Source organism: Chryseobacterium sp. SG20098 (assembly GCF_031844745.1).
Lineage (GTDB): Bacteria > Bacteroidota > Bacteroidia > Flavobacteriales > Weeksellaceae > Chryseobacterium > Chryseobacterium cucumeris.
On record NZ_CP134622.1, the window covers coordinates 4,875,861 to 4,890,045 of the forward strand.

The 14,185-nt window shown below is 37.0% G+C and carries 10 protein-coding genes; 4 read left to right on the top strand and 6 right to left on the bottom strand.

Annotated features, from left to right (window positions below; all coding sequences use genetic code 11):
* Window positions 1-571: 571 nt before the first annotated feature.
* From RHP76_RS22330 to alaS, 6 genes are all read right to left on the bottom strand, one after another.
* On the bottom strand, window positions 572-2,041 hold the full coding sequence (locus tag RHP76_RS22330; RefSeq protein ID WP_311229103.1) for a M20/M25/M40 family metallo-hydrolase: 1,470 nt from the start codon (window positions 2,039-2,041) through the stop codon (window positions 572-574).
* Between the two features lie 8 nt (window positions 2,042-2,049).
* Window positions 2,050-2,286, bottom strand: coding sequence for a hypothetical protein (locus RHP76_RS22335; RefSeq protein ID WP_227943993.1), 237 nt, complete (start codon window positions 2,284-2,286; stop codon window positions 2,050-2,052).
* A gap of 75 nt (window positions 2,287-2,361) precedes the next feature.
* Window positions 2,362-4,689, bottom strand: a complete 2,328-nt coding sequence (locus RHP76_RS22340) for a hypothetical protein (RefSeq protein ID WP_311229104.1) — start codon at window positions 4,687-4,689, stop codon at window positions 2,362-2,364.
* A gap of 305 nt (window positions 4,690-4,994) precedes the next feature.
* A complete protein-coding gene (locus RHP76_RS22345) occupies window positions 4,995-6,809 on the bottom strand; it encodes a cytochrome-c peroxidase (protein ID WP_311229105.1) in 1,815 nt (604 codons plus the stop codon).
* A 65-nt stretch (window positions 6,810-6,874) separates the two neighbouring features.
* Entirely contained in the window at window positions 6,875-8,350 is a 1,476-nt protein-coding gene (locus RHP76_RS22350) for a PhoX family protein (RefSeq protein WP_280212482.1), read from the bottom strand.
* 497 nt (window positions 8,351-8,847) lie between these two features.
* Entirely contained in the window at window positions 8,848-11,451 is a 2,604-nt protein-coding gene (gene alaS, locus RHP76_RS22355; protein WP_311229106.1) for an alanine--tRNA ligase, read from the bottom strand.
* A 254-nt stretch (window positions 11,452-11,705) separates the two neighbouring features.
* Here alaS and RHP76_RS22360 point away from each other — a divergent pair, with 254 nt between their 5' ends.
* The 4 genes from RHP76_RS22360 to msrB all read left to right on the top strand — a co-directional run bounded on the left by RHP76_RS22360 (window position 11,706) and on the right by msrB (window position 14,175).
* The gene (locus tag RHP76_RS22360) at window positions 11,706-12,260 is read left to right on the top strand and encodes a sigma-70 family RNA polymerase sigma factor (RefSeq protein WP_311229107.1); all 555 of its coding nucleotides are present in this window, start codon (window positions 11,706-11,708) and stop codon (window positions 12,258-12,260) included.
* Between the two features lie 6 nt (window positions 12,261-12,266).
* Window positions 12,267-12,536 (top strand): hypothetical protein, encoded by a 270-nt coding sequence (locus RHP76_RS22365; RefSeq protein ID WP_062671232.1) that lies wholly within the window; start codon window positions 12,267-12,269, stop codon window positions 12,534-12,536.
* 80 nt (window positions 12,537-12,616) lie between these two features.
* Window positions 12,617-13,060, top strand: a complete 444-nt coding sequence (locus tag RHP76_RS22370) for a DUF417 family protein (RefSeq protein ID WP_062671229.1) — start codon at window positions 12,617-12,619, stop codon at window positions 13,058-13,060.
* Window positions 13,061-13,077: 17 nt separating this feature from the next.
* On the top strand, window positions 13,078-14,175 hold the full coding sequence (msrB, locus tag RHP76_RS22375) for a peptide-methionine (R)-S-oxide reductase MsrB (protein WP_277694361.1): 1,098 nt from the start codon (window positions 13,078-13,080) through the stop codon (window positions 14,173-14,175).
* Window positions 14,176-14,185: the final 10 nt, after the last annotated feature.

The window sequence follows — 14,185 nt, forward strand, 5'->3', positions numbered from 1 at the left end:
TTTTTGATGACATTGAAAAACGACATAAGAAACTGAAGCGTTAAGAAAATGAATTCTGTGAACGTTAAAAAAACTCTATTGTTTGAGTGCGGGACAACATATGATTCTCAACATAGAGTGTTTCCGCACGAGTTTAGAGTTTTTAGAGAACAGATTTCATTTTTAGTTGAAATTTCTAAGTCTTGAATTTTTGTTTCTTTTGTTTCAAGACAAAAGAAATATGATGAATTAAAAAAATTAACGGTTTCCAATCATAATCAATATTAAATTATTTCGTATTTCAGATTCTAAAAACACAATGATGAAAAAAAGCTTCACACTCTGTGAAGCTTTTATGTTTCTGGCAATATCAAATGACATAAGAAAGTGAAACGTTAAGAAAATGAATTCTGTGAACGTTAAAAAAACTCTACTGTCTGAGTGCGGGACAAAACATGATTCTCAACATAGATTGTTTCCGCATGAGTTTAGAGTTTTTAGAGAACAGATTTCATTTTTAGCTGAAGTTTCTAAGTCTTGAATTTTTGTTTCCTTTGTTTCAAGACAAAAGAAATATAATTCTTTTTATAGACTATCTTTCAAGCGAAAAATTCGAAATTACTTTCGGACGCTCTGTTTCATTAGCCACTTTCCAGGATGTTCTGTACATCCATTCAGTCATTTTATAGAGCTTTTTGTAATTGATATTTTCTGATTCATCCTGTGGAGTATGATACTGATCGTGCAGTACACTTGTGAAGAATATTGCAGGAATTCCAATCTTAGCATACGGAAGATGATCACTTCTGAAATAGAAATACTCAGCATGGTTTGGAGAATCCCAATCTTTAAGGTATTTGAACTTTGTACTTTCATTGTTGGCATCTTCGGCCATTTTTACCAGCTCTTCAGAATTTTTGTGAGGAGTATTTCCTCCTAATAGAGCAGCTTCATTATTGTCATTTCTTCCGATCATATCACCATTCAGAACGGCTACAATTTTCTCTTTCGGAACAACAGGATGTGCTGCATGCCATCTTGAACCCAGCAATCCTCTTTCTTCAGCACCATGGAAAACAAACAGGATACTTCTTTTTCCCGGCTGTTTTTTATAAGCTCTGGCCATTGCTAACATGGCAACACAAGTACTGGCATTATCATCAGCACCGTTGTAGATCGTGTCATTCTTTACAGGATGTCTGATCCCGTCATGATCCTGGTGTCCGCTTAACAGAACATATTCATTTTTAAGAACAGGATCTGTACCATCAATTTTTCCGATAATATTAACGGATGGATATTTATAAGTTTCAGTGATCAGGTTCAGAGAGGCTTTAGGATTGTTTTTTACCCAGCCAGCATTTTCTCTTTTGATCCACAAAACAGGAATATTATTGGTGATTTTTTCTCTTAATCCTTCCACGCCGTAGCTTCCTCTTGTCATTTGAGGCAGAACTTCCACCCAGCTTTGTTCAGAAATATCATCAGTGATGAAAATAATAGCTTTCGCTCCCAATTCAGAAGCTTTATTGTAGTATTTATTTCTTACAAATCCAGGATATCTTCTTACAAAAAGTGTCATATCTTTTGAAATATTCTTGTCAGAAGCGTTTACAGCAAGAACTTTTCCTTTGATATTCAATTTCGCAAGCTCTTCAGGCTCGGCGTTTCCGGCATACACTATGTCAGCATCTAATGAAGCGTTTACAGGTTCTGCAACCAGAAAATCCTTCCATAATTTCAAACTGGTATCTCCGATTTTCAGACTGCTTTGTGGAATCACCTGATGCCTGTACATATCAAAAAACTGGAAAAAAGTTCCGTTATCTCCGGCTGGTTTCATTCCGGCTTCCTTCGCTTTGTCAGCCAACCACATAGAGACTTTCAATTCATCCAGAGTTCCTGCTTCACGGCCCCAGAACTGGTCTGCAGCAAGCTGATACATATCGGTGCGGAGATCAGATTCTTTGATAGCAGAAACTAAAGGTTTTTTATAGTTCTGAGCATTTCCGAGGGTAAACAGGAAAAGGCTTAACAGAGAAAAAATATAATTTTTATTCATAGCATTGCTTAATTAAATTCAGCTAGTTTCTCTGAAAACTGTTTTGAAAACTCTTTTCTATCTTCTTCCAGTTTTTCCTGTGTAGAAGGTAGAATATAATTAAAAAGGATCTTGTCTTCATGGTCTAAAAAGATAATTTCCTTTTCATTTCCATCGATCATCTGTGAGAAAATTTCCCACATCGGAGTGTCTTTTAATTTTAATAATTCAAAAAACTGTTCTGCTTTGATTTCGATTTTCTGCATGTTCTTTTTTATATAGTATCGTTGAATATTTCTGAATTCTGGTTCAAAAATAAAGATTTTGTATGGTAAAGCGTATTAAAACTCGAGAAACTTCAGCTTAAACTGAATGGCGAAGTTTTCCTTGAAATGAGGCGTTGCATAATAACCCACTCTGTAGAATACCCCAAGATTAAAATAGCTGGAAAGGAAATTGTTCCATTCCACACCGACTTCCTGATACAGGTGATCCAGTTTTCTGAATTTAAACTGGTGGTATTCCGGATGTTTCATATCTCCGATAGTTCCTCGTAAGACAAAATCAAAGCTGGAAACATTGTGTCCGAAACTTTTCAGATACCATGGAAGTTTATGCGTAAAATAATACGCTATGAACCTGTCATTATAGTATTTTCCGCCTTCCAGTGTTGCAAACCCAAGGTAAGATGTAAGGTTAAAATTGAAATCTTTACCAGGAGAGGCAAGTCCGTTCATCGTAAAGTTTTTCCAGATAGGCGCTCCGCCCAGCACAAGACCTCCGTACAATCTGAAACCGGTAGTCCCGATCGGTGTTTTGAAATTATGAACAAACAAAGCATCAAAACGGGAATAATTAAAATCCCCCTGCAGTATTTTGTAACTCTGCTCATAATTAAAATATAGTTCAGGATATTTCTGATCAATCAGAGATTTTCCCTGAGGGGTCATAATATTGGTAGAATTCGGAGAATATTTCAGAGTGAAAAGGGTATTGAAGTTTCTGTAAGATGTTCCCCGGTCTCTGAACTGATAATCGAATTCAGCTTCTTCTGTGTTTCTTCTTACGGCAAGAGCAACGGTAAGTCTGTTGGTGACATCGTTCAGGTAAGATAATGACATTCCTTTAAAGTGGAAATACCGGTCATTATTCAAATTATTCCCGAAGTTCATCATTCTCATCTTGAAATTCCACATTTTTCGGTTGAATTCTCCGGATGCTGTCACATCATCATACACTTCAAATCTGAAAAAGGAATTCTTTTCCAGTGTGGTTTTCATATCAAGCCCCATTCCATACTTCCATTTTCGGTCTTTCACACCATATGCAAAATAGTAGTCGGGTGAAAAATAAGGGTTGAAATTTTCATTCAGCTTGGCTTTTAAACCTAATCTGAAACCTTCATAGGAGTTATAATTGACAATTTCATCCACAGCAAAGTCTACAGAACCGACTCGGATCTGCCCGTTCAGTAAACCTGATAAAATCTGTGCTTTGCTGTCGATTTTATATTTTTTACCTAAACTGTCGATGGTTTTATAGGTATTTTGTTCCCTTTCGGTAAGGGGATCTGTCCTGTAGCGGTCCAGAGATTGACCGTCAATATTTTTTACCGAGAAAGTATAGCCTTTAAAATCCTTTGGATCTTCTTCAATAGGAGATTCGAAATCAAAATATTTTGAGGTAAGGAAAGCATAGGTCCCAAAGCTTTTTTTGTCTTTCTTATCATCGGCATGCACTTTGTCATCCATGGCCATTTTACCCATTTTAAGCTTGGCTTTTTCATGGGCAAGGAACCATTTGTTATTGTAGAATACCCAGGTACTGGTAATAATTCCTTCGTTTTTATTTTTACTGAAATTCTCGATTTTTTTGATTCCGTACGTTTCGGTGTCTACATAAATAGCACCGTTATACTTTCGTTTTCTGTCCGGCTTTTTGTAATTTACCTCACGGAAGCGGATTACAAAGTTTTTCCTTCCGTCAAGGGTAACCGTATCTGAAAGAAAGAATCTGTAAAGTCCTCTGTTTTCGGGTTTTATCTGTTCGGGAACAACATCCCTGTTACTTTGCTGGAGTGCGATCATTTCGTAAATAGGCTGCTTCAGACCGGAGATTCTGTTGTCCAGAATATTGATCTTTTCACCATACTTTTTGGAGTACAAAAACTCCTGAGCTCTTTCCCAAAGGAAGAGTTTACTTTTTGAAAATATTTTTCTTGCGTTGATATTATTCAGCGAGTCTTTTTCCCTTTTTTTCTTGAAAATATTTAAATCATTAAAATACTGATTAAACTGCGAAAGACTGTCCTCATCAATATCAAGAGAGATTTTTTCGTAGGATTTGTAAGAATAGGAACCTAAACTTTTGGGTGAGTTTTCTTTGAATAATTTATTGACTTTTTTAAGAATTTCCAGAGCTCTGGGGTCACTTTTATCCTCAATAACTACAGCTTCAATATTGGTTGTCTTTGATGTTTTTTTAAGCAGGGAAACTTCCATGCTGCTCTCAACTGTGATAGTTTCTCTCTGATAAGAATCTGCATCAATATCAATATTTTTACATCCTGTTTTAAACTCCAGAATACCCTGTTCATTGGTGTATCCGATAACTGTATTGTCACAGGATACCTTTGCTTTATAGACAGGCTTTTGACTGGCGTCATCCACAACCTTAATTTTTGATTGTGAATACCCCAAAAAGCAGATCAGAAAAAATAGTAACAGTAAACCCCTTTTCATGTAAAAAACTACGTCAAAAATAATGATATTTATTCTTGTAGAAAAGTTTTTAACAGAGTATAACATTGATTTAATCTAATGTTTTCATGGACTTTGTAAAGACAAAGACAAATGAAAAAATGATCAGATAGTCTTTCTGTATTTTAAAGGAATTTTCAAATAAAAAAACTCCTTAGCAATTAAGATTCAGGAGTTTTGTGGTTTTTCGTTGTTTTGTGTTTTAGAATCGTCTTTTATTGATCATTGAGCGCTTTCATGAATTCAATGATATCATCTGTTTCTTTATCAGTAAGTTGTAACGGATCATCAGAAAGAGTCTGATTTTCCACTTTAAATCCAAAAGCTTTTCCACCACCTTTGTTGTAAAAATTCATCACTTCTTTCAATGTTTTGTACCCTCCGTTGTGCATATAAGGAGCTGTTTTTTGAATGTTTCGGAGAGTTGGTGTTTTGAAAGAATGCTGCAAAGAAGGAACTGTTTCATGAAATTTTCCTCTTCCCGGATCGGCATCAAATGTTTTATTCTCTGCATTTACTGCTACACCCAATATTTCCTGCTCAGTTTTTTTGAAATTCGGAGGCACTGTACCATTGAATAAAGGAAGGAAATGACAGATGGCACACTGGGCTTTTCCCACAAAAAGATTGAAACCACGCTTTTGATTGTCTGTCATCGCTGATTTATTTCCTCTCATATATTCATCAAAATCTGAATTGAATTTTGCGAGCGAACGAATATAGCTCGCCAATACATTCTGAAGCTGCCATACTTCAGTTTTTTGGGAGTGATAAATTTTTTTGAATGCGGCCTGATAATTTTTATCATGATTGATTTTGGCAAGAATGATATTCAGGTCACCGTGCATTTCTTCTTTATTGGAGATCACATCTGAGCTTTGTCCTTCCAGATCATCCTTTCTCATATCCCAAAACTGGCCATGCTGATATCCTGCATAGTTGAGTGAAGGTGTATTTCTCGCCAGTTCTGAATTTTCAAGGGACATTGCTCTGGCTAGACCGTCTGTAAATGCTTTCTCTGGAATATGGCATGTTGCACAGCTTCGGTTATTGCTGTTGGATAATATTTTATCATTAAAAAGCTGATGTCCAAGAGCTGCCTTTTCTTCAGAGTAAGCGTATTCTTTTCCGGGAGTGAAAGCATTAGGATTAAAAGCATTTTTACTAAAGAATGTAGCTGCATTTTTGTTTAAAGCGGTCGTTACGTCAACATCAGGAATGTTCTCCTGCTTTTTAAAATCAAGCATCAGAGCTGTGATTCTATTCAGATGATCCGGAATGAAATTGACATAATCAAATGTGTTTTTGTCGGGGTTTTTCTTCAGTACATTAATGGCTGAACTGATCTCTGCCACAAGACTTTTTAAGGCTTTATTTTTCGAACGATCAGTGGAGATCTGTTCCAAAGTTTCTTTTATTCCTTGCAGAGAAGATGGCATTTCCTCTAAAAATACTCCTGAAACGGGTGTGTCAAAACCTGAAATTCCCAGGCTGGAAATTCTGAAAGCTTCCTGTCTTAAGGCATCAAAAACCTGATCTTTACTGATAGTAATAACCTGAAAGTTGGTTTCTATGGTATTGCTTTTATTGATGAGCTTATTAAGCATCCGGATTACTTCTTCTTTATTTCCTTTATCATATGGATACAACATTTCTTCCAAAACCTGAAGCCCTTCGGGTTCTATTTCCGTATGTTCGTCCATCTCTATTTCAGGAAGGGCAGGACCGTTGATAAACCTTGCGGAGTGGGGCAGGAAGTATTCTACCGCCCATTCCATTGTTTTGTAGGTTTTTCGGATATCCTGAAATTTTTTCTGAAGAAGCTTTTCATCAGCGTTTTTAGTAACCAGAGTTTTCAGTCCGTTAATTTGCTTTTCGAAATCAACATTGGTTTTGATAATCCTGTTTTTGACAGAACCAAGATCTTCGTATATCGGCTGCTGCTTATCGTTTTTACAGTAATAAAGGGTAAAAAGCGCTGCTGCACAGTAAAGAAAAAGGAGTATCGGGTATTTTGAATGCTTATTCATAGGTATGAAAAAGTATCAACAGAGATTTTCTATTGATACTTTAATTGGATATGAAGGAATTAAAACTATTTTTCTACGTTTCTGATGATAACAATTTGTCCGCCTTCTTTGTTGGCGTTGATTCCGGAACCGTCAGGATTTTTGAATTTATCCAGTTGCCATGTATGAGAATGGATATTCACAGAGAAGGTATTAGGGATTCCGATGATGTCTGAAATATCAACCATTGCCCCGAACTCCCATGATCCGTACTTCTGCAGATCTCCGGATTGGTTGTATGCTGTCTGCCATGCAGAGTCACCTCTGTTGTGCCTCATATTCAGCCACGGTTTGTATTGTTTGGTGGCAATATTTAGCTGCCAGATATAAGAATCGTGATTGGCATTTTTGTAATAAGAATCTCCGTCTTCCTGGATGTATACAAAGTTTTCAGTTACACATAAGTTGTCAGGATTGATCAGATTATTTCCCGGATTAGAATCACCTTCAGCCACCACTTCCAGTTTTCCTGTCAGCATATTATTGGCGTTCAGAACAAGCTTGTAGACTCTTCCCCACATGGTTAATCCTGCCTTTGGATTAACACCGTCAGAAGATTCTCCGGTTGCAGTAAAGTAGATTTCTCTTCCTTTTCCAGCTCCTTTTCTGTAATCTACATCTTCCACTCTTGAAAAACGGATCGCATTATTGTCAATATTTTTCTGGTTGATTTGAGCTCCGGTAAGGTTTTTAGCGTTAGGAATTTCTACGAACTCTACGTCGTAGCTGCTTCCTTTCGTCATATCCGTTTCAGTATAGTTGCTGTTGGTTCTTTTTAAAGAATACAACTTACCGTTATCAAGATCTCCCTGTGTATCTGCTACATACATAATCAACTGTCCTGCAGACTGGTGAGAAGAAGAATAAGACTGGTCTTCACCAATGATGATATAGGTTTTTCCGTTAGAAACATCTTTAGGAAGCGGAACTGCATTTTCCATAGAAGCCTTTCCTAATGCCGGTTTTACCCTTGATTTATCAGTTGCCTGAGACACTGGTGCCAAAGGGTTTAAAGCATGTACCATACTTTCTTCACCTGATTCTCCGGCGGTAAGGAATGCACTGAAACCATGAATTTCCGGGGTTGCCAATGTAGCGGAGCATAATCTTGTCATTCCTCCGGTTCCGTTTAAGATATATTCTCCTTTTACAGGCTTAAAAGTTTTGTCTAAATAGACTCTTGATACCGATTGTTTGATCTCGTGGTTGGTGATCATCAGGTAACCGTCTGAGTTTGGATCTTTCATAAGACCCATTCCGTCCGGCTGGCCTCCGAAAACGAAATCGGGAGAACCTGGAAGAACGTCAGAACTGGAAATAAGGGTGGTTATATTTAAATTTTCAAAATCTTTCATTCCATAAACGAAAGCGGGTTCTTTAGAAAAATTTTCAAGTTTGATTTTATCATTGACAGGAGTGTCCGAGTTACCGTTGTCATCATTGCAGCCTTGAAATATAAGAGAAGCAAAGACCAGCGCTCCAATAGTTTTGTTTATTTTCATAATTATATTTTTTGAATTTCGATTATGGCAAAACTAAAGGTCTTGTATTAACTGAGTTTTAAAAAGATAAAACAAATAGTTTAAGATTAAGTAATGGTTTGTTAAGATAAGATCAATAATTAGAACGGGTATAAATAAAAAAGACTGTGATGAAATCTTAGGAATAAAGAATAGTATGGTATAGCGCAGAGTACGCAAAAGTTTTATTTCCTGCTTTTTTCGATCGAAAAGGCATTTGCGGACGAAAATATTGATGATAGCATGAGCGTTATATCCGGCTTATGTAATTTTTCAAAATTTTTTTCATCTGCGAGAAGTAAGAATAGTACACACGCTTAGTCAGAATCAATGAAGTTGATTCCATTCTTTGCCACTTGAAATATAAAGTAATATAGAAAAAACTTTGTGTTAAAATAATATGATATGCACTAAAAACAACTCCGGCTGTCTCAATTTTGAGACAGCCGGAGTTAAAATTTATAATAGAGGTTTCTATTTTAGATATTCAAAGCTTTTTGGTATGCGTTTTCTAACCCTTCGAGGTTTTTACCACCAGCTGTTGCAAAGCCAGGGTTTCCACCACCGCCACCTTGAATTTCTTTAGCAAGGTCTTTTACGATAGCTCCAGCCTGGTAATCAGCAGCAAGATCATCAGAAACTCCAACGGTAATCATTGGTTTTCCATCTGCATCAGAAAGAATAATCGTTACTGAAGTCGGGATTTCTCTCTTCAGCTGGAAAACGATGTCTTTTACAGAACCTGCATCCAGAGAAGTTTTCTTTACTAAAAGCTGTTTGTTGCCTTTCTGCTCATATGAATTCTTCCATTCTCCGATTTCTCCTTTTGCTTTTTCCTTTTTAAGAGCATCTACTTCAGCCTTCAATGAAGTATTTTCTTCGATCAGTTTTTCGATCGATCTTACCACATCTTTAGACTTTAATAACTGAGAAAGTTCAGTGATCTGTTTTTCAAGATTGTTGAAATACTCCTCAGATTTGTCTCCCGAAATAGCCTCAATTCTTCTGATTCCTGCAGCAGCAGAACCTTCGGAAGTGATTTTAAAATGGCCGATTTCGCTGGTGTTTTTTACGTGAGTTCCCCCGCAAAGTTCTTTTGAACTTCCAAACTGGATCATTCTCACACTGTCACCATATTTTTCACCAAATAAAGCCATTGCTCCTTTATCCAGAGCTTCCTGAATCGGAATATTTCTGAACTCCTGTAAAGCAATACTTTCTTTGATCTTTTTATTTACTTTTTCTTCAATAAGTGCTAATTCTTCCTCAGTCATTTTGTTGAAATGAGAGAAGTCGAAACGAAGATAATCAGGACCAACATAAGAACCTTTCTGTTCTACGTGAGTTCCTAACACCTCTCTTAAAGCCTCGTGCAGAAGGTGAGTTACAGAGTGGTTAGCCTGAGAATTTTTTCTTTCGGAAGCGTTTACTTTAGCATAGAAAACAGCACCGGCATCTTTAGGAAGCCCGTTGATCAATGAAATGATTAGTCCGTTTTCTTTTTTGGTTTCCAACACTTCAAAGCTTTCAACCGCATTCTCAAGAACACCTTTGTCTCCAACCTGTCCACCTCCTTCAGGATAGAAAGGAGAGCTGCTTAATACCACCTGGTAAAATTCTCCGTCTTTATTTTCTACCTTTCTGTATCTTGTGATATAGGTTTCGGATTCAATTTGATCGTATCCTACAAAGTTTTCATCTCTTTCCTCCAAAGTAACCCAGTCGTAAACTTTCTGGGCAGAATCAGCTTTTGAACGAAGCTTCTGTTTCTCCATTTCAGCTTTGAAACCAGCTTCATCAATTGTTAATCCTTTTTCTTCTGCAATAATTCTTGTTAAATCATCAGGGAAACCATAAGTATCATACAGTTCAAAAACTTCTTCACTTGGTAATACCTTCTGATTATTGGCAATAGTCTGCTGGATCAGTTTTTCTACTCTGATCAGACCGTTTTCAATAGTTTTTAAGAAAGAATCTTCTTCACTTTTGATCACTTCAGCAACAAGTTTTCCCTGTTTTTCGATTTCCGGGAAGAAGGTTCCCATCTGTTCCTGCAGTACAGCTACCAGTTTGTAAAGGAAAGGCTCTTTCATATCCAGGAATCGGTAAGAATAAGAAATTCCTCTTCTTAAAATTCTTCTGATAACATATCCCGCACCTCCGTTGGAAGGCAATTGTCCGTCTGCAATAGCAAAAGAAACTGCTCTGATGTGGTCTACCACAACACGGATGGCAATATCTTTTTCGTCTTGTAAAATTCCGGTATATTTTTTACCTGAAAGTTCCTCAACTTTAGCAATAAGCGGAGTGAAAACATCCGTATCATAGTTGGAAGACTTCCCTTGAAGTGCCATACAAAGACGCTCAAAGCCCATTCCCGTATCTACGTGCTGAGCAGGAAGCTTCTCTAAAGATTTATCTGCCTTTCTGTTGAATTCCATGAAAACCAGGTTCCATACTTCCACAACCTGCGGGTGGTCCTGATTCACAAGGGAAATTCCCGGAACTGCTGCTTTTTCTTCAGGAGTTCTCAGGTCAATATGGATTTCCGAACACGGTCCGCATGGTCCGCTTTCACCCATTTCCCAGAAGTTATCTTTTTTATTTCCGTTGATGATTCTGTCTTCTGAAATATGAGATTTCCAGAAATCGTAAGCGTCCTGGTCTCTGTCCAGATTTTCTGAAGCATCACCTTCAAAAATGGTAACGTATAAATTTTCTTTTGGAATTCCGTATACTTCAGTCAGTAATTCCCAGGCAAAAGCAATAGCCTCTTTTTTGAAGTAATCCCCGAAAGACCAGTTTCCCAACATTTCAAACATAGTGTGGTGGTAAGTATCTCTTCCTACATCATCCAGGTCATTGTGCTTCCCTGAAACTCTCAGACATTTCTGTGTATCGGCAATTCTAGGGGCGGTAGGGGTTTTGTAGCCAAGGAAAAAATCCTTGAACTGCGTCATTCCGGAGTTGGAAAACATAAGGGTAGGGTCGTCTTTCAGCACAATAGGAGCTGAAGGAACGATTAAATGCTCCTTACTTTTAAAATAATCTAAAAATTTTTGACGTATCTCTTGTGATGTCATAGTATTGCTTTTGCTTTTTTTAGTATCAAATTTTGATAAGATGCAAATTTACTATTTTTAAGCGATTTGTAATAATTTTATGCTATGTTTTGAATGGTGCCCGGCTTTGGATATGGATGTGTCCTAAACCTCACGGGTTTTCAAAACCTGCGAGGTTTGAGACGGCTATAATTTGTAATAATCTATCTTGTTTTGCATTTTCCGGCTTAACTTACTACCTTCGCTATGATCTTAGATAAGGCAAAACACTTTCAATGACAAAAGATGAAGAGCTGAAAAGCTGGATAGAACAGTATTCAGGGCCGCTTTTGAAACGGGCACTGTATGTACTTTCGAATAAAGAAGATGCACAGGATGTGGTTCAGGAAGTTTTTCTTGCAGCTTATTCTGCTTATGATTCTTTTGAAGGGAAAAGTAATGCGCTTACGTGGCTGATGGCTATTCTGAATAGAAAAGTGGCCGATTTTTACCGGAAAAAATACAAATCGGAACCCAATATCCGACTTGATCATTTTTTTGATGAAACCGGATCATGGAAAAATAATGATGTTTTAAATGACTGGAATGTATCAGGAGAAGGGGATGAGCTTTTAGACAACAAGGATTTTAATAAAACACTTGAAGAGTGCATTGAGGAATTGCCCTCCAAATGGAAGATTCTGTTGAAAATGTATTATATCGAAGAAAAAAAAGCACCGGAAGTAAGTCAGGAATTGAATGTTTCCACGACAAATCTATGGAAGATTTTGCAGAGAAGCCGCATGCAGCTCAGAGGATGTCTGGAGTTTAACTGGTTTTCAAAATCATAAGAAATCATGATACGAAGAATACTACATATATTATTTTTACCGTGCAGTGAAGCTACTTTACTGATGGAAAAAAGGAATGCCCAATCTATTTCTGCCAGAGAAAACAGGATGCTCAGTATGCACCTGATGATCTGTAAATGGTGCAGGATGTACAATGAAAAGCTGGCTCTTCTGGATAAAGCTTTTAAAAAGACTTTTTCTGAAAAAGAAACTGAAATTAATGATTCTGAAATTCAGGACTTTAAAAATAAAATGATCGATAAATTAAATTTTTAGGATAATTTCTGTCAGGATTTTAAAATAGCACCGACTATACTTTTGAAAACAATAAAGTATTCATTTAAAATCTTAAAAATATGGTCGGAACAGTACAGGAATCTAAAAATCAATTAACCCGAATCGGGTATTATATTTCGCTTTTCGGAGCAGCACTTATTTTACTGTGGATTGGTATCTTCAAATTCACTCCCACAGAAGCAGCTGCAATAAAACCTTTGGTAGAAAACCATTTCTTAACTTTTTTCGTATATAAAATTATAAGCGTCCAGACAGTGTCAAATCTTATCGGAGCGATAGAAATTATCATTGCCTTACTCCTGATATTTAGTGCGAAATTTGCTGTATTGAAAAAGTATGCAGGGATAGGAATGATCGTAACCTTTCTGGTGACATTAAGCTATTTGTTTACAACACCGGGAATATGGAAAATAGTGGACGGAGTTCCTGTGACGGATTTCTTTATTTTAAAAGACCTTATGCTTTTAGGATTTGGATTCATGATCGTTCAAAATAATAAGTAATGAATAAAAAGGTAAAAATGAAAAATATATTAATTGTACTCGGAATCATTCTGGGGATAGCAGTTTTTGCTGCGGGATCCGGGCTCTTCAAAAAGAACAGGCCTGATGTAGTGGAAGTAAAAAAAGAAAATGAGAAAATTATGGATAACAAAAACGTTAGAGAGATTTATTTTGCAGGTGGATGTTTCTGGGGAACAGAACATTTTTTTCAACAAATTCGTGGCGTGGTAGGAACAGAAGTTGGTTATGCCAACGGTAATACCAAAAATCCTACTTATGAAGAAGTCGTAAGCCATACAACAGGTTTCGCAGAAACCGTAAAAGTAAAATATGATCCTGAACAGGTAGATCTGAAACTATTGATTGATCTGTATTTTAAAACTATTGATCCTACAAGCAAGGATCAGCAGGGAAATGACAGAGGAAACCAGTACAGAACAGGAATTTATTTCACTGATAAAACGGATGAAGCGGTGGTAAAAGATGAAGTTCAGAAGCTGGCAAAGAATTATAATAAACCCGTAGTCGTAGAAACTATTCCATTGAAAAATTTCTACAGAGCGGAAGACTATCATCAGGATTATCTGGATAAAAATCCAGGCGGTTACTGCCATATTGAACCGGGACTTTTTGAAATGGCCAAAAAAGCCAACCCGCTTCCAAAACCGGCTTATCAAAAGCAGGATAAAAAAGTTTTAAAAGAAAAACTGACAGCAGAACAATATAATGTTACCCAGGAAAACGGCACCGAAAGACCTTTCCAGAACGAATACTGGAACGAAACCCGTGAAGGAATTTATGTAGATATTACCACAGGAGAACCTTTGTTTGTTTCTACCGATAAATTTGAATCCGGATGTGGATGGCCAAGTTTCTCCAAACCGATTACCAAAGGTTTGATTGATGAAAAACTGGATCGTTCCCATGGTATGGACAGAGTAGAAGTAAGAAGTAAAACCGGTGATGCCCATTTAGGACACGTTTTCACAGACGGACCACAGGATAAAGGAGGACTTCGTTACTGTATCAACAGTGCTTCGCTGAAATTTATTCCGAAAGCGGAAATGGAAAGCAAAGGATACGGAAAATATCTTCCGTTGTTAGATAAAAAGTAATATGAAAGGA

What these genes read in the sequence shown, in the direction of transcription:
- RHP76_RS22330 (WP_311229103.1), bottom strand. Translation starts at nt 2,041, where the DNA reads ATGAATAAAAATTATATTTTTTCTCTGTTAAGCCTTTTCCTGTTTACC.
- RHP76_RS22335 (WP_227943993.1), bottom strand. Translation starts at nt 2,286, where the DNA reads ATGCAGAAAATCGAAATCAAAGCAGAACAGTTTTTTGAATTATTAAAA.
- RHP76_RS22345 (WP_311229105.1), bottom strand. Translation starts at nt 6,809, where the DNA reads ATGAATAAGCATTCAAAATACCCGATACTCCTTTTTCTTTACTGTGCA.
- RHP76_RS22350 (WP_280212482.1), bottom strand. Translation starts at nt 8,350, where the DNA reads ATGAAAATAAACAAAACTATTGGAGCGCTGGTCTTTGCTTCTCTTATA.
- alaS (WP_311229106.1), bottom strand. Translation starts at nt 11,451, where the DNA reads ATGACATCACAAGAGATACGTCAAAAATTTTTAGATTATTTTAAAAGT.
- RHP76_RS22360 (WP_311229107.1), top strand. Translation starts at nt 11,706, where the DNA reads ATGACAAAAGATGAAGAGCTGAAAAGCTGGATAGAACAGTATTCAGGG.
- RHP76_RS22365 (WP_062671232.1), top strand. Translation starts at nt 12,267, where the DNA reads ATGATACGAAGAATACTACATATATTATTTTTACCGTGCAGTGAAGCT.
- RHP76_RS22370 (WP_062671229.1), top strand. Translation starts at nt 12,617, where the DNA reads ATGGTCGGAACAGTACAGGAATCTAAAAATCAATTAACCCGAATCGGG.
- msrB (WP_277694361.1), top strand. Translation starts at nt 13,078, where the DNA reads ATGAAAAATATATTAATTGTACTCGGAATCATTCTGGGGATAGCAGTT.